This window comes from Pseudanabaena cinerea FACHB-1277 (assembly GCF_014696345.1).
In the GTDB taxonomy this organism is placed as follows: domain Bacteria; phylum Cyanobacteriota; class Cyanobacteriia; order Pseudanabaenales; family Pseudanabaenaceae; genus Pseudanabaena; species Pseudanabaena cinerea.
Genome location: NZ_JACJPY010000003.1, coordinates 69,759 through 93,229 on the forward strand (window position 1 = coordinate 69,759; position 23,471 = coordinate 93,229).

Here is a 23,471-nt window from a genome sequence, read left to right on the forward strand (position 1 = left end):
ATAGGCTGTAAATCAAATGCTTTCTCCCCATTATACAAATCAGTCAAATTTTTCCACAGCTTCTTGGTACACTGTTGCCGCTATCGGCATATTTTTTGTACCCAGTGCAGTGATCCCATGGCAAGGTGTGGGCTATGCCCAGACGAGTTTACAAGTCCGTACTAACCAATGGCTAAAAGTAGAGCAGGTTTCGGGCAATGTCAAATATCGCAACCGCGCTGCAAAGGTGGGCGATCGCCTGCAAGCGGTTAACGATGAAATATCCACGGGTAACAATGGCTCTGCTGTATTGAGTGTGGATACTGCCGTGGGTACAATCTATGTTGCACCAAATACCACCATTAGAATTAGTGGTTTTAGGATTGCCCCTGATAATGGGCGTATTACCAATCTGTTTGTGCCGAGGGGCAAGGCAAGATTACAAATTCGCAAATTTACGCATCGTGGCTCACAGCTAAGCATTCAAACTCCTGCGGGGATTAGTGGGGTCAGGGGGACTGACTTCAGCATACTTGCCAAAACTGACGGTAAAACTGTATTGACTACTTATAAAGGCAGTGTTGCTAGTACTTCACAGAATCAGACTATCTTGGTCAAGGGTGGCACAGAAAATTTTATGATTGCTGGTCAGCCCCCCTCTACACCAATGCCCATCAAGAATGATCCCACCTTAAGGTATGCAATTGATCGCCGTCTTGTTGCCTCCCAAAGGTCAATTTTATTCATGGGCTATACTAACCCTGTAAACACTGTCACAGTGGATGGCATAGAGCAAACTCTTGATCGCAATGGGCGGTTTTCATTGCTGCTCCCAGCAGTATCAACCCTGACTTTAAAAATTACTGTTGAAACTCCTCAAGGAAAGGTCAACCCCTATGAGATTCCCATTCTCTAAGTCAAATTCACAGGTGATTGCTGGAGCATGGGATAAGTTCTCCTTGAAACTGTTTTGGCAAATATTGCCTAGCTTAATCACCGCAATTTTGTTAGCTATTTTGCTCTATGGGGGCTGGCTCCAAAACCTTGATTACCAGTTCTATAACAATTTTACGGTTTGGCGTGGCGATCGCCCTTGGGATGAGCGTATTGCCATTATTGCCATTGATGATGATAGCATTCAGGAGTTGGGGCGATTTCCTTGGAACCGCGATCGCTACAAACAGCTAATTGAGAAAATCCGTCCTGCCCAAGCTAGTGTGATTGCCTTTGATATTCTTTGGACTGAGGCGACCCCCGAAGATGTCGCCCTATCTAAAGCCCTTGAGAATAGTGCCAACAGTGTGTTAGCAATGGCTTGGGATCGTTCAGGGAAGCCGATTTTGCCTGTGGAAATTCTGAGTAATGCCACTGTGGCGATCGGGCATATTCTCAAGCGCGAAGATGGCGATGGCATTGTGCGCCAAGTCGATCTGCAAATTCAGGATATTCCTGCCCTTAGCCTTGCGATTTTGCAAACCTATGACTTGACTACACAGGCGATCGCCGCACCGCCTAACCTCAATCGTCCTCTCTGGCTAAATTGGACTAACCATACCAGATCCATGACCACCTTCCCTTTTCGTGATGTGATTAATGGCAAGGTTCCTACAGCAAAATTTCGCAATAAAATAATATTGGTGGGTGTTACTGCCGCAGGCATAGATACATTAGTCACTCCCTTTGAGCGTAATCCCCCTGTTAGTGGTGTCCATCTGCACGCGATCACCCTCCGTAACTTGCTCCAAAGTGATTACCTTAAGGCGATCGCCCCCCAAAATATTTGGCTGATGTCCCTATGTACCAGCCTGTGCATGAGTCTATTGATATCAAGGCGCAGCCTCTGGCTCCCAATCCTAAACGCTCTAAGCATTGCGGTCCTATGGCTAGTCGTTGCCTATTTTGCCTTTCTCGCCAACCATTGGTTAGCAGTATCGACACCGTTATTGATGACCCTATGCACAGGTGGCGCGATCGCCTTCCAAAGTTACAGACAAATTCAGCGATCATTACAAATCGTTCATCAAAAGCTCCGCCGTGCCATCACCCACGATACCCTCACCAACTTAGCCAATCGCGAACTAGTTGAGGAGCGCCTGCAATATCTCTTGACCTATAGAATCCCATCCCTATTCAATCAGACATCACTCCCCATAGATGAATTTACTCTGAGCAACGCCATAGCGATCGCCGATCAACAGCCTCTTTTCGGCATTCTTTGTTTGACTCTAAATCGATTTAAAACCATTAATGATACCTTTGGGCATAAAGTCGCTAACCTGCTTTTAGTTGAAGTTGCTCAACGTTTGCAGGTTGTTGTCTCACAGGAAGCAAATAGCCATGTCGGTCAAAATTTTGAAAATGCTACGATCTCTAGATTAGGTGGAGCCGAATTTGTAATTTTGCTAGAAAATCTCCAAAATCAACAGGCAGCGATCGCCCTATCTCAAAATATACAAATCAGTCTGGGTCAACCTTTTATAATTCAACAACATCAAATAGATATCTCAACCAATATTGGATTGAAGTTTTATGGAAGTGCTGATAATTTATCAGAATATGGCGAACCAGTTACTCCAGAGACATTATTACGCGATGCCGATACAGCTATGTCCTTTGCCAGAAGGCTAGGCAACAACAGCTATCTTGTATTTGAGATTGCCATGCGTGAACATATTCTCAGTCGTTTACAAATGGAGCAAGATCTACGTAAAGCAGTACTGATGCTTGAAAATAAAGCTGATGCTTCAGAATTCTTAATCCATTATCAGCCGATTCTCTCTCTCCACAATATGCAGATTGTGGGGCTAGAAGCATTGATTCGATGGCAACACCCAGAAAAGGGGTTCATTTCCCCTGCCCAATTTATTCCCCTTGCCGAAGCGACTAATCTAATTGTTCCCATTGGTGATTGGATTATGCTGCAAGCCTGTACACAGCTATATACATGGCAGCAAACTCTAGCCAAAGCCCAAAATTTAACCGTTAGTGTGAATCTTTCGGCAAAGCAATTAGTCCATGAAAATGTATTGGTGAAGTGCCTGCAAACTCTGGAAAAGGCACATCTAGAACCTCGATATCTCAAGATTGAATTAACGGAAAGCTCTCTGATGGAGAATCCCCAATTTGCGATGCAGATGTTGCAAAAGATGCGGCAGCATGGGATTAAAATCTATATCGATGATTTTGGTACGGGTTATTCTTCCCTTGCTTATCTGCATGAGTTTCCCTTTGATGGACTGAAGATCGATCGCTCATTTGTCAATAATATTTGTAACAATAGTATTGGCGCTGACATTATTCAGGCGATCGTCACTTTAGCGAATAGTATGAACGCGCATATTGTGGCGGAGGGCATTGAAACCTTGGAGCAGTTGCATTATCTGCAAAGTTTGTTATCCAAAAGTGGAGATGGACAGGGCTTCTTTCTATTCCGTCCCTTGAGTGCTGAGGCGATCACAACTATTTTAGCTGAATGAAACCCCTCTGCTTGGTAAGGATTTACGCCAAACAGCCAAAGTTAGGGGCAATTTATAGATTTCCCTTAGGTTTTAAGTTAGCGCAAAATACTGTAAGTCTTATTGGTGATAGAATATAGACTTTTCTGTAAATAATTATAATTTCTATTGTAGCTTTTAAAAAATGACTAAAACCGTATGGATATTTCCTGGACAAGGATCTCAAGCTGTGGGTATGGGCTTAGATTTGGCGGAAGTTGGTAAGGATAAATTGGCAAAGGCGGAGCAGATCTTGGGATGGTCGGTGCTAGATAAATCGCAAACCGATGCCGCCGAGCTTGCCAAAACCCAATTTACACAGCCTTGTTTATATGTGATTTCGGCGATCTTGACAGATATTTTGCAGGGGCGTGGTATCAAGCCAGATGCGGTGGCAGGGCATAGCCTCGGTGAATATAGCGCCCTTTATTGTGCAGGGGTAATTGATTTTGCAACGGGGTTGGAGTTGGTTAAGGAGCGATCGCTCTTGATGGCAGATGCTAGTGGTGGGGCAATGACCGCTTTGATTGGATTTGATCGCCCCCAATTGGAAATGGCGATCGCCGAAACTGCTGATGTTGTCCTTGCTAATGATAATAGTGCTGACCAGGTGGTGATTTCAGGGACAGCCGATGCTGTTAAGTCAATTTGCGATCGGGTCAAAAGCAAAAGGGCGATCGCCTTGGCAGTCAGTGGCGCATTTCATTCACCCTTGATGGGCGCGGCGGCAAACCAGTTTGCTCAGGTTTTAGCAAAAACTATTTTCAATGATGCCGATATGTCTGTAATTACTAATGTTGCGCCCAACGCGCCAACCACATCAGGGCAAGAGTTGCGCGATCTCCTCAGTCAACAAATGACCGCCCCTGTGCGCTGGCGCGAAATTTGTCTATACCTCGCCGAGCAGGGCTTTACCAAAGCGATCGAAGTTGGCTCTGGCAAGGTTTTGACAGGTCTAGTCAAGCGATCGGCTCCCAGCCTAGGATTAGTTAATATCAGCACCCTCTCGCAAGCCCATGAATTGATGGCATAGCATGGTGATTTGCGCGAGCTTATAATTTCTTCTGGCATAGCATTTCCGAAGTGTGGCGGGAATGTTATGCGACTATGATGACCAATGGGGCAACCGCCTTAGTATATAAAATTGATCATTTTGTCCTGTGCTTGGGACTTGGCTGTATGATAACTAAATGCTTTTCCGTAGCAAAATCATGAATGATTGCCATGTCGTAGCATTCCTTTTAAAGCGCGTTGACTGCAACGATGGCATTACTTCCCATTGTGAAACTTTGATGCGTGGATTAATCAAGTCGGGATGGAAAGTGATCTTAATTACGGGGAAAATTGGCTATGACGATTCATCTAAAAGAAGATTTGAGTCTCTTAAAGCATTAGCGGCCGAATGGATTGTTATTGATAAATTTGATCAAACCTTGGCAAGCTTTGGCAATTTAGGCAGGATTCGTCAGATTATCAAACAGTACAAAATTGAATTACTGCACGTTCATGGCTATGCAATGCTAGGGCTAGCATCGGCATTGAGGCTGTTATCAGGGGTTAATTGTGTTTCCACATTCCATTTACTTAAGCCAATCCATTATGAGAAACATCAAGATCTGAAACTGCGCCTGAAAAAGTTGCTGCTCAAGTTTTATTTGCGAATCTTTGCGCCCAAAATATTTATCGCGATCGCCTCAGATATTGAAACATGGCTCATCGATGATATAGGTATTGCCCCTGCAAAAATTAGGAAGGTATTTAATGGCATTGATACTAATTACTTCCATCCCCCCAGCGCTGAAGAGAAACAAGAGGCACGGCACAAATTCCATCTTACCGAACAGGATTTTGTGATTAGCTTAGTGGGGAGAACTCAATGGGATAAAGGACACCGCCTACTAATTGATGCGGTGCGTCAGACTGCGGTGGGTCATCCTGACTATGCTTTTAGATGTCTGTTTGCAGGATCAGGCGACCAAACCGAAGAGATTAAAAATTATGCTTTTAATGAGTCTGCTAGTCACAGTATTTTTAATTTTCTGGGTTACATCCAAGATACACGCAGCGTCTATTGGGCTTCGGATGTGATTGTGTTGCCAAGTTTGGCTGAAGGCTTTGGCTTGGTAATTGTTGAAGCTCTAACCTGCGGTGTAGTTGCTATTCGTACACCCACCGCAGGAACCTTTGACCAGATCGAGGAGGGAGTTAATGGTTTTATCATCCCCTTTGATGGGCGCGATGCGTTGGCAGATTATTTAGCTAGGTTGGCAAGCGATCGCGAGTTGCGATCGCGTATGCAGTCAGGGGCGCTCAAACTATCGAATCAAAAATTTACCCTCGAAGCAATGACCCTTGGCACGATCGCTGCCTATGAAAGTTCTTTGTAAAAGAATGATTTTTAATTTTTAAGTAATATAGAAAAGCCTTTGAAAGCGGCGCGAAGCGCCGCTTTCAAAGGCTTTTCTGGGTTTTAAGTAAGCGCAAAGCGCTGTAATAATTGGGCTTTAATAAACTTTCATTCCTAAGCCGTTACAAGTTCAGGACGCTTGCTATTGCGGATGCCATCGATCGCCTTGGCATAGTCAGGCGCATTGAATACCGCAGAACCAGCCACGATCGCATTTGCGCCCGCCTCTAGCACCTGCCAGGTATTGTTAGCCTTGAGACCACCATCTACTTCAATCCAAGGATCAAGTCCGCGATCTTCACACATTTGCCGAAGCTTAGCAATTTTAGGGATTACGTTAGGAATAAAGCTTTGACCACCAAAGCCAGGATTAACGCTCATGATCAAAACCAAGTCGCACAAATCTAGAACATATTCAATGAAACTAAGCGGTGTGGAAGGATTGAGCGAAACTCCAGCCAGTTTGCCTAATTCCTTGATTTGGCAGAGGTTGCGATGTAAGTGAGGGCAAGCGGTATGCTCAGCATGAACAGTGATGATATCTGCACCTGCCTTGGCGAAGTCTGGTACATATCTTTCAGGTTCTGCGATCATCAAATGCACATCGAGGATTTTGGTGGTGACAGGGCGAATTGCCGAAACAACCAATGGACCAATGGTAATGTTGGGTACAAAGCGCCCATCCATTACATCAACATGAATCCAATCTGCACCCGCCGCATCAACTGCACGAATGTCGTCACCGAGACGGCTAAAGTCAGCAGACAGGATCGAAGGAGCAATAACTGTGGACTTTTTAGGCATATGATTTACGGGGGTAGCTGAGTAAGGGTATGATATTTAACTGAGAAATGTAGTTTTAGTTACAGACTCATCTTAATTAATTATTAATTAAATTTAGCAGTTTTGATCCCATCGCGGCAATCTTAATGCCAAAGCAAAAAAAAGCATAGTAATTAAACGTAGGATGGGTTAGCGATAGCGTAACCCATCACCTCTAGCCAATAGATGGGTTACGTTGCACTAACCCATCCTACATTTAATTTTCGGAATAAGCGCGACTAGCGGCGCTTTGCGCCGCTAGTCGCTTTTAGGAGCCTAAATAAGCCTCTAAAACCCTAGGATCTTTCTGAATATCTGAGGGTGAGCCTTCAGCTAAGTTATGCCCTTCTGCCAATACCCACACGCGATCGCATAGGGACATGATCACATCCATGTTGTGTTCAATAATTAAAAAGCTCAGCCCTTCCCGATTCCAGCGTTGAATGTGACCGCAAATGTCTTCAATCAGGGCAGGATTTACCCCCGCCGCAGGTTCATCCAATAAAATTAATTTCGGATCGCTCATCAAGGCACGGGCAATTTCTAATAACTTACGCTGTCCGCCCGATAGCGAACCTGCAAAGTCATCCGCCATCCTGATTAATCCCACTGATGCCAAAATTTGCCGCGCCTTTTCGCGATTTTCGCGCTCCTGTTGAGCAATCTTGGCAGATTCAAACCAAGTACTCCAAAATCTTTCGCCGACTTGATCTTGGGCAGCTAGGAGCATATTGTCCATGACCGATAAACGGGACAGCACACGCGGCACTTGAAAGGTGCGAATCATACCCAATTTGGCGATCGCATGGGGCGGCTTACCATGAATTGGTTTGTCATCAAAAATTACTGTACCGCGATCGGGCTTGAGAAAATTGGATAACAGTCCAAAAAATGTCGTTTTCCCAGCGCCATTAGGTCCAATCAGCCCCGTAATGCTACCCGCAGGAACCTCAATGCTGGCATTACTAACAGCTTGGATGCCGCCAAAGGACTTGGAAATATTTTCTGCTTTTAAGATTGGCACAACAGACATAGTGGTAATTGCGGTTTGGAATTGGCTTAAGAAGGAGAGTGTCGATAATTTTTTCATGAATTGGCGGCGCGAAGCGCCGCCAATTCGTTGGTTTTAAATAATGCCATCGATCGCCATTTCTTCGCGGGTGTAAGTAATCACAAAGTCGAGAAATGTGGAATGCAGTTCAATTTCGGCGATCGCAGGAAATAGGCGCAAGGCACTAATTCCCAAGTTCTTAGGATTATCCGCTAACCAACCGAAAGCATCTTTGGTGTGGGTTTGTATTGCCAAAACTTCACCTTCGGGGGTTTGATGCAAAGATAACTCTGCATCCCCAGGCTTTAAATACATTTCATTATAAACCTGACCCAACATTCGCCACTGTTGTCGCCATTGCACCTTGCCCTGCTTTTCTTGGCTAATTGCCGATTCCATTAAACCAAGGACATTGCGCCATGTAATATCCTCGCGTTGCCAAAGACTACGTAGCTCGGTAATCGCCTGTTCGCATTCATCCTCAAACTTGATCAAAGGAATCGGATCGGTAAGGCGGCGCGGCGTTTTGCTGAGGGTCAGCAATGATTGAATCACCGTTGTCTCAATCTGACTAGACATCTGCTCTCTTACCTTTTGCGCCTGCCAAATTACACCTTGCTCAGTGGTGGCATACATTGGTGGCAGTCGGTTCAACACATGGGCGCAGACATCATCAATCCCCACCTTGCGCGGCAAGACATTTGCCATATGCAATAGCTGCTGATTCACCTCCTGCTTGACCAAATCTTCTAAAACATTAATCAAGAAATAGGATGCAGAAATAATGTAAGAGGTTAATTCTGGATTGGGTAAGTCGGAGCTAACGTGCCAATCGCGCCGCTCGCGGTTTTCATAGTCTTGCTTGCCTTTGCGTTGCAAGTAGCCCTTAATTTCTTGGAGCCGATGGCGATCGCTGACACTAAGCCCACCATAGTCGGCTCGGTGCGAAACTAGGTTGAGGGTTTCATGGAATGCTGACGGCACATCACGCCATAACAGGTTGGGCTTGCCAAATAGCTTTTGCAACTTCGCCAAAACATGGGCAGGTGTTTCTACTTTACTAGCGGCAATTTGGGTGGATTTGCGAATAGGATCGCGCCTAATACCCAGCAAGGCTTGCTGTACAGCGTTTGTCACCTGACCACGCAAATCGGCATAGGCGCGTTTGCGCTGTTGTAACCATCCTCGACTAGTACAGGCGTAGAGAACAGGCAAGCGATTTAGGGCATAGGCTGCGGCTTCACTCAAATTAATGCTGTCACGGGATGAGGCGTGTAAGCGTTTGAGTTGCTCTTGCACCTCTACAACCACGATTTCCTCAAGTACATTTTTGAGGCTAGGCATACGTTTGGCTGGCTGTGTAGCAAATTGGCTCTTATTTACTATCGACTGGTTCCGACTTGTCAACTGGCTCACTGGTCTCCGCCGCCGACTTTTGACTACGCTTCTTGCGCTCTGCTTCGACCATATCGGCGATCATTTGCCTTGCCTGTTCGATCTTGTCGAGGTTAGAACGGTAGAGGTCTATATCTTTGACGAGGCGATCGCTGCCAAATTTGAGAATATCGCCGACAACTTTGATTAGCTCTTCGCGCTTGCCATTATCGCCGATCGCCTCTGGGTCAGCAATTTCCAACAACGCATACAAGCCGACACCCAGCAAGCGACTATATTTAAAGTTTTCTTTGCTGGCGATCGCTTGTAATTGGCTCGACAGAGGCTCTAGGCTAAGCCCACTATCAAGGCTAGTCAATAGGGTTTTGACCTCATGGGGCGATCGCTGGGCAAGCTCACTGAGGGTATTGGCATCTTGCCGAATGCGATCGGAGTCAAACTGTAGGGCGGAGCAGAGAGCGTGAAATACTGCAAAGCGATCGGTTTCTGGTTTGTAACCTGCGGTAAAGCGATCAAATGTTGTAACTACGCCTAGGGCAAAAATGGCATCGTAGGTGAAGGTCTGATTGACCTTTAATAAGTGAATTTCCACCAAAAGCTCATCAACAACCCGCCGATAGACCTGATTAACTGGCTTAGGGAAAGCTAAATAAAAATCTTTTTTAGTATCAGAAACAGTACGGACAGTATTCACGGTCAACAAAACCTAAAGACAAGACAATATATATAATCATCGCACAGTACCGATAGCTGTTGCTAGTCTATAAAAAATAAAAAAGCAGCGCTTAGCGCTGCTTTTTTATTTTAGGGATTTACACAGATACTGTCTGCCATTCTAGGTTTTCGAGGGTGTGGGAGCGTTCTAATGCCCTTTCAAAGCTGTCTAGCTTAGGTTCGATTAAGAAAGGCTCACCCACATAACCTTGAATCGCCTCTTGGGTCTTGAGTCCATTGCCAGTAATATAGACAACGGTGGTTTCTTCAGGATCAATTTTGCCTGCTTCGACCAGCTTTTTCAAGACGGCGATCGTTGTGCCACCAGCAGTCTCAGTAAAAATGCCCTCTGTTTCTGCCAGCAATTTCATTGCTTGGATGATTTCGTCATCGGTTACGGATTCGATATTACCATTGGTCTTGTGGGCAATATCGATTGCATAGACAGCATCGGCGGGGTTGCCGATCGCCAGACTCTTGGCAATGGTCTTGGGCTTGACAGGGGTGATGAAGTCGCGACCTTCCTTGAAGGCGGTGGCGATCGGTGAGCAACCCTCAGCCTGTGCGCCACTAAAGCGAACTGCTTTTTTGTCGACTAGACCGACTTCCACAAACTCGTTAAAGCCCTTATAGATCTTGGTGAACAAGGAGCCAGAGGCAAGGGGCGCAACGATGTGATCGGGTAGTTGCCAACCTAGCTGCTCGATTACCTCATAGCCGAGGGTTTTGGAGCCTTCGGAATAATAGGGACGGAGATTGATATTCACAAAGCCCCAACCATGGGTATTGGCAACTTCGGAGCAGAGGCGGTTAACTTGATCGTAATTGCCATGTACTGCAAATACTTTGGGGTTATAAATGGTGGTGCCAAGCACCTTGCCCGCTTCGAGGTCAGAGGGGATGAATACACAACATTCTAAGCCTGCATGGGCGGCGATCGCGGCGGTGGAGTTGGCTAGGTTGCCAGTGCTGGCACAGGCAACGGTAGTAAAGCCTAGCTCACGGGCGCGACTGAGGGCAACGGATACCACCCGATCCTTGAAGCTCAAGGTGGGCATATTGACAGCATCGTTTTTGATGTAGAGGTTTTTGATGCCGAGGCGCTTGGCGAGACGGTTTGCCTTGATTAAGGGGGTCATGCCTGTGGATACATCGATATAATTTTCAGTCTTGACAGGCAGAAAATCGCGGTAGCGCCAGATTGAGAGGGGCCCCGCTTGAATGGTTTCACGGCTGACCCTAGCGGCGATCGCTTCGTAATTATAGGCAACTTCCAAAGGACCAAAGCACAGTTCGCAAACGTGCATTGCCTTTGCCTCATACTCTGCACCGCACTCTTTGCACTTGAGCTTACTAAAGGTTTCTAAGCGATCGCTGGTGTAAGGAGAAACAATCGTTGCAGTCATGTCTTTGGTTGCCCTTAATTTAACTTGGTTAATAGTTAATTGGTTTTTTGTAAGTCTGATGGAATTAACTTACTACGCACCCTAACACGCTCAAACATAGCCGTCAAATAAACCCGACTATTTTAGTCGGGTTAAGAAATAATGGCGCAAAGCGCCGTTATTCCTAACGAAAGATCAGCATGGCATCACCAAAGGAATAAAAGCGGTATTCATGGGCGATCGCCTCTTGATAAGCCGCCAACAGAAACTCGCGCCCCCTTTCACCCAAAAACGAAGCCACCATCATTAACAGGGTTGACTTGGGTAAATGAAAGTTAGTGATCATCGCATCTAAAACTTGCCATTCATAGCTGGGATAGATCATCAAATTTGTCTTGCCCCGCAGAGGTTGATAATTTGCCGCCTCCAGCGATCGCGCCACCGTACTGCCCACGCCAATCACTCGCCCACCCCGCGCCTTAGTTTCTTTGATTTTGGCAATGGTGGATTCGGAGACATCACACCACTCATGGTGCATCTCGTGCTTAGTAATATCCTCCACCTCCACAGGGCGAAATGTGCCGATGCCAACGTGCAGTGTTACAAAGGCGCGATCAACGCCTTGCGCGTCTAGCTTGGCAAATAGCTCTTCGGTGAAATGTAGCCCTGCCGTGGGTGCGGCGATCGCCCCCGCGATTTCGGCATAAATAGTTTGATAGCGCTCTGGATCGGTATGGGACTCGGTGACATAGGGCGGAAAAGGAATTTTGCCTAATTGATCAATGATTTTGTCAAGGCCTGCCCCTTTAGGAATATGAAACTGCAACTCCCGCGCCCTTGTGGTTGGATCAATGCCCTCAACGGTTGCCTTGACATCATCAGCAAATACAATCGTGCTGCCAACGGGCAGACGCTTACCAGGCTTTACCAGTGCTAACCAGCGATCGGGACCAATCGGCTCCATCAACAAAATTTCCACAGGCACGCCCGACAGTTTCCGCCCATACATTCTCGCTGGAATCACCTTGGTGTTGTTAAAAACTAAGAGGTCCCCCGATCGCAAAAATTGGGGCAGATCATAAAAATGATGATGCAGGATTTGGCGCTGCTGCTCTTGATTTTCGCCATCAGAACTGCCCGATGCAGCCTTAGTGATTACCAATAGCCGCGATGTATCTCTCGGCGAAACTGGATCTTGAGCAATGCGATCGCTTGGCAGTTCGTAGTCATAGGCACTGAGCGCGTAATCAGGCGCAAGGTCGTTTGCAGGCGAAGAGGTCATAGCTCCAGTTACATCTCGATTCAAATTACAGACTTCAACAAAACAGACATCAACAAAAAATGTTGCGGGTTGACCACAAAATTTTGCTGCATATTTTCCAGTGTTTGGCAAAAGGTGACAAGTTGACAAAAAAATATAAGAAATTTCATATACCAATCGCTGAAACAGTGCTATACAGATTGCAGCGACATAAGCTTTGTGCTTTATTGTTCTTTCCCCTATAGCGTTTTTCATTTTACCTAAGGCAAAGCGAAAGCTCAAAACCCTAATTAGCATTGATTTTGAGCTTTTGAATGAGTACATACTTGTTTGGAAATCGCTATATTTATTTTCGTATTTATTCAGCGAGGAGTTTATGCAGTATTTAATGACCGACCTTCACCAACGTTTTATTGGTGCGCTAAATCACACTAAACCTCTCTCCGTTGGCGATACCTTTCACGCAGGCAATACCAAAACCTATACTGTCGTTAGTATCAGCAATAGCCGTAATCACAAAGATGTTAAGTCTGTGACTGTAATCCCTGTGCGTGAGCCTGTTGCTGCTAGCTAATCCAGCGCTTTTGTGTTGACTTAACTAGCAGAAATATTTTGAGCATTGGCGCGAAGCGTCAATGCTTAGAAATATTTTTGTATTAATCAAAGCCTCAATACCTCAACCTAAATTAAAATCACACCATGCTGCAAATAGCCCAGAGACTCTGTGTCAATGGCATTGCCGCGTAAGTCAATTCTCTCCAGATTTTTGAGATTACACATTTCTGGGGGCAGTGTGGTGAGGCAATTGAAAGAAAGATCTAACTCTGTGAGTTTGGTCAAGCAACTAATTTCAGGGGGCAGGCTCTTGATTTGATTGTGTCCAAGGTATAGATCTGAGAGGCTGGTCAGCGAACCAATTTCAGGGGGCAGACTGGTTAATCGATTGTGGCGCAGATCTACTTCGGTGAGATTGGTCAGGAAAGCGATTTCTGGGGGCAAGCTTTGCAACTGATTTTGGCAGAGATCGAGCCATGTCAGAAATTTGAGAAACTTGATTTCGGGTGGTAGGGTCGTGAGCAGATTATCATTCATGTCCAATCTGGCAAGACTGGGCAGATTTTGAATAGTGATTGGTAAGTGGGTAATTTGATTTTCTGCGACATTTAAAACTGTTAAGCTTTTGATCTTGGTGACAACTTCAGGAATGGCTGTAAACTGATTCATTTCCAAATGGAGCCAAGTTAATTTTTTAAGGCGGGCGATCGCGGGTGGGAGATCGGTTAGGTTATTTTCACTGAGGTACAGCCAAACTAGCTCATCTAAATTGCCAATCTCTTCGGGTACTGTCGTTAAGCCCATCTCACTAAGATAAAGTGAAGTGGTGGTATTGATCTTAGCGTTCTCAATCAATTCAAGGATTTCGAGGTCATTCATTGAACATTGATGATTAAAGGACAAATTGGGAAATATTGTTTTGCTTATCAGCTAGAGGGTGATCCTAGTCAGCCTGCAATGCTCTTTTTGCATGGTTTTATGGGCGATCGCCAAGAATTTGATCAGCAGATTAGGGCATTGTCACCATACTTTTATTGTATTGCGATCGATTTGCCTGCTCATGGTGATAGCTATTTACTTAGTGAATTATTGATCGGATCTCACTCGATTAGCAATCATGAGAGTCAGAGATCCCATGGTCAAGGAGAATCTGCTCCCATTTTGCTAGAGCCATGTTACACAATGCCTGCGATCGCCCATCTGCTGATTGAATTTTTGGAGTTATTGAGTATTCAACGCTGTACCCTTGTGGGTTACTCCATGGGCGGACGGATCGCTTTATACTTGGCAATAAATTTTCCCCAATATTTTGATCGTCTCATCCTTGAATCTACCTCTGCTGGGTTAACTACGCCGTCAGCAAGAGGCGATCGCCTTGTTCAAGATTTACTAATCGCCTCTAAGTTAGCGGCAGCCACGCCCACGCAGTTTCAAGAATTTCTGGATGATTGGTATCGTCAACCAATTTTCGCCAATTTGCGCTTACATCCTCATTTTACCGATCTAGGCGATCGCCGATTTAAGCAAAAACCCCTTGCATTGGCGAAATGTTTATATACCCTCAGTGTGGCGAGACAGCGATCGCTTTGGCAAGATTTGCCAACCCTAAAAATACCCGTATTATTAATTACAGGCGATTTAGATCTTAAATTTGTACAGGTTCATCAACAAATGGCGCGATTGTTGCCATTCGCACACCTAGCATTCGCACCTCGCTGCGGACACAACGTTCATTTTGAGCAGCCACAAACATTTACGGCGATTGTTCAAAATTTTGTTTTTTTGCAAAACAAGGTATGTTAGAAAGGATAGCTTTACAAAAAATTTTATTCAAGGTTGGGACATGACAGCAAAGATTCAGCTTGCACGCGGCATTGACGAAGAAGCAACGGATGTGAAGATTACTCGCTCTAAGGATGGTGATACTAGTGTGGCAACATTTATATTTGCGGCTCCTAAATGTATGACTGGCGAAAGTGCAAGTACCAATGAAATTTTGGGAATGTATATGATTGATGAAGAAGGCGAAATGGTAACACGCAATGTAAATGCCAAGTTCATCAATGGCAAGTCCGCAGGTATTGAGGCAATTCATAAACTGAATGGGGATAATGAATGGCAGAGATTTTTGCGTTTCATGACACGCTATGCCGAATCTAACGGTATGAGCTTGAATAAGGCTTAGAATGAGTCTCAGATCAAGGCTCAGATCAAAATTTAACTTATGCAAACTTCCCAAAATCCCTGTCCCGATCCGCCCAGTTATCGCGTCCATTGTGCTGTAATTACCGTGAGTGATACTCGCACAGTCGACAATGACAAAAGTGGTAACTATATCAAACAGTCACTGCTTAATGCTGGTCATTTGGTGGATTATTACGCATTGGTGAAAGATGAACCTGAGCAAATCCGATCGCAAATGCAATATTTTCGCGACCTATTGGACTTAGAGGTGGTAATTCTCAATGGGGGGACGGGCATTGCCCCCCGCGATACCACCTATGATGCGATCGCCGCGTTATTAGAAAAGACCTTGCCAGGGTTTGGAGAAATGTTTCGCTATTTGAGTTGGCAGGAGGTGGGGTCACGGGCGATCGCCTCCCGCGCCACCGCAGGAATTTGTCAAGGTAAATTGATCTTTTCTTTGCCAGGTTCTAGTAATGCTGTCAAGTTAGCGATCGAGCAGTTAATTTTGCCAGAGATGATCCATTTAGTCAGACAACTGAAGGGTCTGCACTAAACGTAAACTGCTAACGTAGTCTTCGATTGATATAGTAGTAATCAGACTCTATTAAGATATTAAGAAATTTAATGCAGCAAAGATTGGATGCGGATGTCATCGTCATTGGTTCAGGGATTGGTGGCTTGGTGACAGCGACTCAGTTGGCGGTTAAAGGCGCAAGTGTAATCGTGCTAGAACGCTACTTAATCGCAGGTGGCAGTGGCGGTTACTTTGAGCGCAATGGTTATCATTTTGACGTAGGCGCATCCATGATTTTTGGCTTTGGCGATCACGGCACGACTAACCTGCTCACCCGTGCATTAGCAGCAGTGCATATGCAGATAGAAACCATTCCCGATCCCGTACAGATTCACTATCATCTGCCCAATAACTTAGAAATAGAAGTACACCGTGACTATGAGCAGTTTATTCAAGAATTAGGCGATCGCTTTCCCCACGAACGGGAGGGAATCCGCAAATTCTATGATGAATGTTGGAAGATTTTTAACTGTCTCAATGCCATAGAGCTATTGTCCTTAGAAGAATGGCGCTATTTAATGCGCGTCTTTTTTCAGAATCCCTTTGCCTGTCTCGGCTTAGCCGCCTATTTACCGCAAAACGTGGGCGACATTGCCCGTAAATATATTAGCGATGGCGAATTATTACAATTCATCGATATGGAATGCTATTGCTGGTCAGTTGTACCCGCAGAGCGCACCCCCGCCATTAATGGCGGTATGGTCTTTAGCGATCGCCACTATGGCGGCATCAACTACCCCAAGGGCGGCGTGGGCAAAATCGCCGAAAAACTAGCCGAGGGCTTAGGGAAGGCAGGGGGTGAAATCCGCTATGGCGCAAGGGTGACGGAGATCATTCCCAAGGCAAAATCTGAGCAACAGGCGATCGGCGTAAAGTTGGCAAATGGCGAAATTCTCTATGCTAAAAAAGTTGTGTCCAATGCCACCCGATGGGATACCTTTAGCAACTTACTCAAGAGCGAACCTTTACCCAACAGCGAAAAGAATTGGCGATCGCGCTATCAACAGTCCCCCAGTTTCCTGAGCTTACATTTAGGGGTCGAAGCTGCCGCTATTCCAGAAGGTGCTGCCTGTCATCACATTCTATTAGAAGATTGGGCAGATATGGAAAAGGAGCAGGGCACAATTTTTGTATCGATTCCCACCTTGCTCGATCCCTCCCTTGCTCCCACAGGCTATCACATCGTGCATACCTTTACCCCTAGCTGGATGCAGGAATGGCAAGACTTATCACCTGCGGCATATGAAGAGAAAAAGGAATTGGCAGCGAAAAAACTATGCGATCGCCTATTGGCAATTTTCCCAAAATTAGAAGCCTGTCTCGACTATCAAGAGATTGGTACGCCCCGCAGTCATCGCCGCTTTTTAGGACGCAGTAATGGAACCTATGGACCAATTCCCACTGGCAAGCCTTGGGGACTATTGGGAATGCCCTTTAACCGCACTTCCGTTCCCGACCTTTACTGTGTCGGCGACAGCACCTTCCCAGGTCAGGGTTTAAATGCGGTGGCATTTTCTGGCTTTGCCTGTGGTCATTTAGTCGCAGCCACCTTGGGCTTAGTCTAAAAACTCAAAAGCGCGGCTTAGCCGCGCTTTTTCCTAAAAACTAAACACAGTTCTCAATGTGCCAACGGTAATTGTGCCATTGCTGCTGTTATTGTTCGGATTGAAGATAAACTGCAAATCAGGGGTGATGCTGATATTGTCGGAGATAGGGAAGCGATAGAACAGTTCCACATTGGTTTGGGTGGCATTGCCGACCTTATTTTCCACAAAGGGCTGACCAACGGCGATCGCTGCCATTGCGCCTTCTTTAAATAAGTCTGGGAATGCCAACCCCGCAGACCATGTTTGCGGATTAAGGGAATCGCTAGTAGCACTTGTATAAGCGGGCAGGGCGGCGGCGATCGCTGTGCCGCGATTGCTAATATTGCCAAATCCATAGCGTCCAAATAGGGCGATCGCCTTGTTAACAGCCCATTCCAGATTCACGCCGCCCATATTGTAATCAAGATTGTTTACAGAGGCGCGGGTATATTGCAACTTGATCGCAAAGGGTGCTTCATCTTCGGCATTTTTGGGCGCAAATTCTAACTCGACCGTACCCTGATAGGTATCGCCAAACAGACCACGGTTAATCGTGCCATTGGGCGCAGTCGTATCTGCCGTAGGGCTACTGGCATTTTGAGCCACATAGCCCGCCCTCAAACTAAACGCGCCACCACCCAAATTCCAATCGATCGCCGCCCCCGCTCCATCATTTACAGGCAAAATCAAAGGATTGTTAATAAACATCCCAATGCCAAAATCGGCGGATTCATCATTGGCAAAACTATTGGCATCAAGGTGATCATTTAGCGACATCGCCGTACCGATGGAAACACGGGCATCTCTGCCCACAGGGAAGTCGTAGCGCAAACGATTGATGCTTGCGGTTGCGCCAACGCCGCTATAGTCAAATTTAGAACTGCCATTAAACCCCGCAAATCCTGCAAAAATGCCACCATCAAGGGAATTACTAAGGTTGGTTCCTGTATTGCCAACCTCTAGGCGCGTCAGCAAGAGATCTTCACCCGTAAAGCTGGTATTAAAGTTGAGACGCACGCGGCTGATCATCGTGGTGTTGGCGCGTCCCGCCACGGGGTTGCCACCGAGGGGATCAACTAAGAAATCATTGCCAGAGCCACTGGCAGAGGCGGATACAATTACCTGACCGCTTAGCTTGGTGGTGGTGGAAAACTGCTGCGCCTCTAATTTTGCAGTTTTGGCATCAAGGGCATCGACACGACCGCGCAAGGTTGCCAACTCGGCGGCAAATTCCTCTTGCAATTTTTGCAGAGTGGCGAGATCTTCTTTGCTCACCTTATCCGCTAAACCTGCGCTAATAATTTCATTGATTTTGTCGAGGCAAGCATTTAAACCTGCGGCAAATTCATAGCGGCTAGTGGCTTGGTTGCCGCGAAAGGTGCGATCGGGATAGCCTGCGATGCATCCGTAGCGTTCAACCAGCGATTGCAAAGCCGTAAATGCCCAATCGGTGGGACGCACATCACTAAGCTGGGAAACTGAGGTGACATTCTGCCCGATCACATCAGGCGTAGTGACGAGGGACTGCGCGTCAGCTTCAGCAGTGACTAGCGCGATCGCCGAAACCGCGATCGCCCCAATCAAGTTATGACTCAAGGACTGAGGGCGTTTTATTGGAGGAGATTTAGAAGTAAGTTTTGACATTGAAAATAAAATAAAAATAAAATAAAAGCTAAATTCGAAGTTAGCGATTAGTTGAATAGGTAGTGATTCTAGTAATAACTATTGAGAATTAATATTATTAATCTAGACTTATCCTATGTAATCATTCTAGCAATATTACCTGAGAATGATATTCATTCTCAGGTAATATATAAAAATCCTAAAACTGACCCAATCCTGATTGTTTGACAAAAGCGTTTTAAATCCTTGTAGCGTGGACATCCTGTCCACTTTTGGGGGGAGAGTTGTCAGCCGATCAGGTTGGTGGAAGACAGGTTGTACCAATCAGGAAATCGGTTAGCCAAAGCAAATTGCCATATAATTCGTAATTACAGAGCTTCGCGCCGATTTAAAAACTCAATAGGCTCTATCAGCTTGGTAAATGGTGAAAAAATTTAATATCAACAGCATTATTGAGGGATATTCTCAAGGACATTTTTTGATGTCCGATGGCGATGGTCAGCCGATCGAGTGGTACTACACCAATAAGCGCACCTTGATTCCCCTTGATCGCCGATTTCGTTATCCCAAATCTTTACAGCGCATTCTCAATCAAGACCGCTTTGAGGTGAGAATCGACACCGCCTTTGAAAAAATTGTCGAAGGCTGCGCCGATCGCCCCACCACATGGATATCAAAGGAGTTGCGATCGCTCTATGGAGAACTACATCAAGCGGGTTGGGCGCATAGCTTTGAAACATGGCAAGGGGATCAATTAGCAGGGGGAATTTTAGGACTTGCCATTAACGGCGTGTTTATTGGCGAATCGATGTTTTTTAAAATTCCTGACGGCTCAAAAGTGGCAATGGTAAAACTGGTCGAGCATTTGCGATCGCGGAGTTTTGTCCTATTTGACGCACAATTGATGAATCCGCACCTTGAGCGATTTGGCGCGTTTGAAATCGATGATTCTAGCTATCAAAAGTTACTGCACAAAGGTCTAACCACCCAATGCAGATTTGGCGATCGCCAAGAGTCATACTCACAGGCAGGGGGCAATAGTTAAATAATTATCAAATTACTAGATCAGATCCAGAAAAAACAATTTGCGACCCCTAAGTATGGATACCTAGAGGTCGCAAATTGTTTTTATGAAAATGTTCTTAAATTGGATTTAAAATTCAGAATCTGTATATAGGCTGATTCCGTTTGAATGACTATATTTTGCAAGATTATGAATCAAATTTGGGATCGCTTAATATTTTCTTTATAATCCCTGTTGCCATGTGCTTTGCCCTGATCATTGTCATATTTCCTTTGGTAAAAACACTGAATTTGAAGCCCTAATCCAATTGGGCTTGTTCTAAAAGTCTAAAATAAAAAATAATCTAAAAAATAAGTGACCCCATTAAGCTAGGTAAAAATACCTTTCTGCTTCTTGGGATCACTTATTCTTTGGTGTTTTTATTAACTTCTTATATAAATTCAGAGCCTATATATAAGCTGGCTCCGTTTGAATAATATTATTTTGATTGAAATTTGCATAATTTGGGGATCGCTTAACACTTTCTTTAGAGTTAGTTATCAAGATTAATTGACTAAGTAATTATACTTATCAAACAAAAATTGCTCAATCATTTTAATGGTGATTCTTAATGATTCTTTAACACATTCATCATCAGAAATCGAAATATCGCGGGTTTTACATTGATACGGACAAGGTAAAAACAGAAGACAAAAAATATGGATTTGATGGTTTGCAAGTTGTCAAGGACAATTTGCAAACTGCGATATTGCAGCCTGTTGAGACGATGGAAAACTAATTCCAGTTTTGACGAAAATCTTGGACAACCTGATCCATCCCGACCGATCGCGAAGCCTTGAAAAGAATGCGATCGCCGCCCCTTATCTGGTTTAAAAGGGTATCTGTAATTTCTTGATGGGACTGACAGGCGATCGCATATTTAAGAGAGCCATTAGCCCCCTGCAAAATTGCATCCGCTTCGCCATCGGCTAAAACAACTGCCGCCTCGATCCCCAATTTAGATATGGTTTCACCAATTTGATAATGTAGTTGTGAGGACATTTCGCCCAGTTCTTTCATAGTTCCAAGAACTGCCCAATGGCGCTGAGCTGGCATTTTCGCCAATTGATGCAAGGCAGCCAACATTCCTTCAGGGGAAGCATTATAGGTTTCATCCAAAATCACCACATCCTTAGGCAGATCGTAGATTTGCGCCCTGCCAAAGGGCAGATCCAATTTACCAATGCCTTGAGTGGTGACTTGCCAATCTAGGTTTAGAGCTTTGAGCACTGCCAAACCTGCCAAAAAGTTTAGGGCATTGTGTTCACCTGGTAGGGGCATTTGCCAAACATATTGCTGTCCTTGCGACTGCACATGAAGCTGATTGTCGATGAGAGTACCATTGATATCGCCGATGCCTAAGCCATAGGTAATGGTTTTGCCTTGCCAAACGTTTTGGGCGGTTTCTTGCAACAGGGGGTTGCCTGCATTGAGAATTGCTGTGCCTTCTAAGGGGGTCTCGGCGAGGAGTTCACATTTAGCGATCGCGATCGCCTCCCTTGAGCTAAGTCTGCCAATGTGAGCCGTGCCAACATTGGTAATTACACTCACCGTTGGTAAGGCGGTACGTGCTAGTCTGGCGATTTCGCCTAGACCCCGCATCCCCATTTCCACCACCGCAAAATCATTGTGGGCAGGGTCGAGCGCCAGCAATGTTTGCGCCACCCCAATATCATTGTTGTGATTGGCTTGGCTCTTATGCACCCTATGTTCAGGCTGCACATAGCAAGACAGCATACTCGCGATTATTTCTTTGGTGGTGGTTTTGCCCACCGAGCCTGTAATTGCTACTACGGGGCGATCAAACTGCGATCGCCACCAACGGGCTAAATCTTGATAGGCAGTAAGCGTATTTTCAACAATTAAAATAGGTAGCCCAAGGTTAATAAATTGTGCTGCCCAAGCTTGGCTGACGATCGCCGCCACTGCCCCCTTTGCGATCGCTGCTGCCACAAACCCATGCCCATCAAAGTTTTCGCCAACTAGAGCCACAAATAACTGACCCGCGACAATTTTCCGACTATCGGACACAATGCCCTGAATGATGATTTGATTTTGCGTAGAGGGTTCAATGTGGGCAACCGTTGCTGATGTAATGGCGATCGCTTGGCTAATCGTGCAGGTGCAGGTCATGCTGAAAATTTCTTGTCTATATCTGGACTGCGGGTAAAGATGGCGAACACTGACCGAAAGAACGTCAGAGCAATCTATCAATAGGCATAATATTACAGTGCTTTGCGCTCAAATCCCAACCAAGTCAGAAAATTAGGACTTACGCAAAATAGAGGCAAAGTCACTTTAACAGGGTTGCGCCCCACACCTTAGATTTTGCTGATTTTAGGCTGTATATTGATCAACTCTGCTAACCTCTAAAAAGCGGCTAGAAAGTTTATAAATTTGATTTTAGTACAGTCTATTTAGCTAAGCACAAAGTGCTGTAACTTCTTTTTAGCTTCTTTTTAGCGTTTCTGGCTCATAAATGTTGCAAATACCCTTAATAAAAAAGAAGGTAATAGCAGAATTAGGAAAGTGGAAAATCTATAATTGCCTTGAAATAGGCAGTCTCTAAGCTTTTGAGAATAGTACTCGATCTGAATATTATCGTTATGCCATTTACTTGCTAGTAACATCAGTTCATAATTTCGATAATTTAAACCAAAATCTTGATAGATTGAAGTGTACTTTTCGGCAATTCTCTGCCATGAATCAATAGTGACTCGGCGACTATTATTACCTAAATATTTACGCCACACATAGATCACCGATGGAATATATTGATAACGACAACCTGAGGCGATCGCCCTAATCCAAAATTCCACATCGTGCAAATCATTGATGCCGAAACTATGATCATAGCCACCTAAACTTTGCCATAGAGCCTTGCGAATTGGGGTTGTGCCAATGAGTTTCCAATTAGAACTTAGAGACAATGGCTTGGATCTCAACATTTCTCGCAATGATATATCTTGAGGATTAATTACTTTTTGTCTATTAATTTTGTCTTGTCTAACGTAGTTTCCATAGACAAACCCTAATCGATCATCCTCTCTGAAAGTATTACTGATTAGCTCTATAGCATTGCTTGGTAAAATGTCATCGCCATCCAAAGGTACTAAGATTTCACCTTGGGCGATCGCAAAACCTTGATCGCGAGCCACTGAGGAGCCACCATTTTCTTGTCGCCAAATCACTTGAATCAGGGAGTTTTTTTCTAATTCTTGGCATACCTCAATAGTACGGCGATCGCTAGAGGCATCGTTTACAATAATTATCTCTAAAGGTAGTAAAGTTTGCGATAAGATACTACTAATCGCATCGTATAGCAAATCACCTTCGCGATAGCAAGTGATCACAATACTAATATTAAGCATAAAA

General features: G+C 45.1%; 20 protein-coding genes. 10 read left to right on the forward strand and 10 right to left on the reverse strand.

Annotation, left to right across the window (positions count from 1 at the left end; all coding sequences use genetic code 11):
* Positions 1-16 precede the first annotated feature (16 nt).
* The 4 genes from H6F44_RS01700 (at position 17) to H6F44_RS01715 (ending at position 5,860) form a co-directional block, all read left to right on the forward strand.
* On the forward strand, positions 17-895 hold the full coding sequence (locus tag H6F44_RS01700) for a FecR family protein (RefSeq protein ID WP_190349184.1): 879 nt from the start codon (positions 17-19) through the stop codon (positions 893-895).
* Positions 876-3,455: an EAL domain-containing protein gene (locus H6F44_RS01705; RefSeq protein WP_190349185.1), complete on the forward strand. Its 2,580-nt coding sequence runs from the start codon at positions 876-878 to the stop codon at positions 3,453-3,455. The genes H6F44_RS01700 and H6F44_RS01705 overlap by 20 nt, the downstream gene beginning before the upstream one ends.
* A gap of 163 nt (positions 3,456-3,618) precedes the next feature.
* The gene (fabD, locus tag H6F44_RS01710; RefSeq protein WP_190349186.1) at positions 3,619-4,506 is read left to right on the forward strand and encodes an ACP S-malonyltransferase; all 888 of its coding nucleotides are present in this window, start codon (positions 3,619-3,621) and stop codon (positions 4,504-4,506) included.
* 178 nt (positions 4,507-4,684) lie between these two features.
* Positions 4,685-5,860, forward strand: coding sequence for a glycosyltransferase family 4 protein (locus tag H6F44_RS01715; RefSeq protein WP_190349187.1), 1,176 nt, complete (start codon positions 4,685-4,687; stop codon positions 5,858-5,860).
* Between the two features lie 134 nt (positions 5,861-5,994).
* On the opposite strand, the gene rpe is transcribed toward H6F44_RS01715, so the two are convergent.
* The 6 genes from rpe to queA form a co-directional block, all read right to left on the reverse strand.
* Complete coding sequence (rpe, locus tag H6F44_RS01720) at positions 5,995-6,684, reverse strand: ribulose-phosphate 3-epimerase (protein WP_190349188.1); 690 nt, start codon at positions 6,682-6,684, stop codon at positions 5,995-5,997.
* A gap of 286 nt (positions 6,685-6,970) precedes the next feature.
* Positions 6,971-7,735: an ABC transporter ATP-binding protein gene (locus tag H6F44_RS01725; RefSeq protein WP_190349189.1), complete on the reverse strand. Its 765-nt coding sequence runs from the start codon at positions 7,733-7,735 to the stop codon at positions 6,971-6,973.
* Positions 7,736-7,828: 93 nt separating this feature from the next.
* Positions 7,829-9,097: a late competence development ComFB family protein gene (locus H6F44_RS01730; protein ID WP_190349190.1), complete on the reverse strand. Its 1,269-nt coding sequence runs from the start codon at positions 9,095-9,097 to the stop codon at positions 7,829-7,831.
* Between the two features lie 31 nt (positions 9,098-9,128).
* Positions 9,129-9,842, reverse strand: coding sequence for a photosystem II biogenesis protein Psp29 (gene psb29 / locus H6F44_RS01735; protein ID WP_190349191.1), 714 nt, complete (start codon positions 9,840-9,842; stop codon positions 9,129-9,131).
* Positions 9,843-9,960: 118 nt separating this feature from the next.
* Positions 9,961-11,268 carry a threonine synthase gene (thrC, locus tag H6F44_RS01740; RefSeq protein ID WP_190349192.1) on the reverse strand — a complete coding sequence of 436 codons (1,308 nt, stop codon included), beginning with the start codon at positions 11,266-11,268 and terminating at the stop codon, positions 9,961-9,963.
* 163 nt (positions 11,269-11,431) lie between these two features.
* Positions 11,432-12,529, reverse strand: coding sequence for a tRNA preQ1(34) S-adenosylmethionine ribosyltransferase-isomerase QueA (gene queA / locus H6F44_RS01745; protein ID WP_190349193.1), 1,098 nt, complete (start codon positions 12,527-12,529; stop codon positions 11,432-11,434).
* 367 nt (positions 12,530-12,896) lie between these two features.
* Here queA and H6F44_RS01750 point away from each other — a divergent pair, with 367 nt between their 5' ends.
* The gene (locus tag H6F44_RS01750; protein WP_242016396.1) at positions 12,897-13,082 is read left to right on the forward strand and encodes a hypothetical protein; all 186 of its coding nucleotides are present in this window, start codon (positions 12,897-12,899) and stop codon (positions 13,080-13,082) included.
* Positions 13,083-13,189: 107 nt separating this feature from the next.
* Here H6F44_RS01750 and H6F44_RS01755 read toward each other — a convergent pair whose 3' ends face one another.
* On the reverse strand, positions 13,190-13,942 hold the full coding sequence (locus H6F44_RS01755) for a leucine-rich repeat domain-containing protein (protein ID WP_190349195.1): 753 nt from the start codon (positions 13,940-13,942) through the stop codon (positions 13,190-13,192).
* Between the two features lie 9 nt (positions 13,943-13,951).
* On the opposite strand from H6F44_RS01755, the gene H6F44_RS01760 reads away from it, so the two are divergent.
* From H6F44_RS01760 to crtH, 4 genes are all read left to right on the forward strand, one after another.
* Complete coding sequence (locus H6F44_RS01760) at positions 13,952-14,866, forward strand: alpha/beta fold hydrolase (RefSeq protein ID WP_199301946.1); 915 nt, start codon at positions 13,952-13,954, stop codon at positions 14,864-14,866.
* A 40-nt stretch (positions 14,867-14,906) separates the two neighbouring features.
* Entirely contained in the window at positions 14,907-15,248 is a 342-nt protein-coding gene (gene psb28 / locus H6F44_RS01765; RefSeq protein ID WP_190349196.1) for a photosystem II reaction center protein Psb28, read from the forward strand.
* Positions 15,249-15,287: 39 nt separating this feature from the next.
* Positions 15,288-15,803, forward strand: a complete 516-nt coding sequence (locus tag H6F44_RS01770; RefSeq protein ID WP_190349197.1) for a MogA/MoaB family molybdenum cofactor biosynthesis protein — start codon at positions 15,288-15,290, stop codon at positions 15,801-15,803.
* 71 nt (positions 15,804-15,874) lie between these two features.
* Positions 15,875-17,389, forward strand: a complete 1,515-nt coding sequence (crtH, locus tag H6F44_RS01775; RefSeq protein ID WP_190349198.1) for a carotenoid isomerase — start codon at positions 15,875-15,877, stop codon at positions 17,387-17,389.
* A 33-nt stretch (positions 17,390-17,422) separates the two neighbouring features.
* Here crtH and H6F44_RS01780 read toward each other — a convergent pair whose 3' ends face one another.
* Positions 17,423-19,054, reverse strand: a complete 1,632-nt coding sequence (locus H6F44_RS01780) for an iron uptake porin (protein ID WP_190349199.1) — start codon at positions 19,052-19,054, stop codon at positions 17,423-17,425.
* 403 nt (positions 19,055-19,457) lie between these two features.
* Here H6F44_RS01780 and aat point away from each other — a divergent pair, with 403 nt between their 5' ends.
* On the forward strand, positions 19,458-20,078 hold the full coding sequence (gene aat, locus H6F44_RS01785; RefSeq protein WP_407681859.1) for a leucyl/phenylalanyl-tRNA--protein transferase: 621 nt from the start codon (positions 19,458-19,460) through the stop codon (positions 20,076-20,078).
* 753 nt (positions 20,079-20,831) lie between these two features.
* Here aat and H6F44_RS01790 read toward each other — a convergent pair.
* Together H6F44_RS01790 and H6F44_RS01795 are read right to left on the reverse strand one after the other, a co-directional pair.
* Positions 20,832-22,229, reverse strand: a complete 1,398-nt coding sequence (locus tag H6F44_RS01790; protein WP_190349201.1) for a UDP-N-acetylmuramoyl-tripeptide--D-alanyl-D-alanine ligase — start codon at positions 22,227-22,229, stop codon at positions 20,832-20,834.
* Positions 22,230-22,555: 326 nt separating this feature from the next.
* Positions 22,556-23,467 (reverse strand): glycosyltransferase family 2 protein, encoded by a 912-nt coding sequence (locus H6F44_RS01795; protein ID WP_190349202.1) that lies wholly within the window; start codon positions 23,465-23,467, stop codon positions 22,556-22,558.
* Positions 23,468-23,471 lie beyond the last annotated feature (4 nt).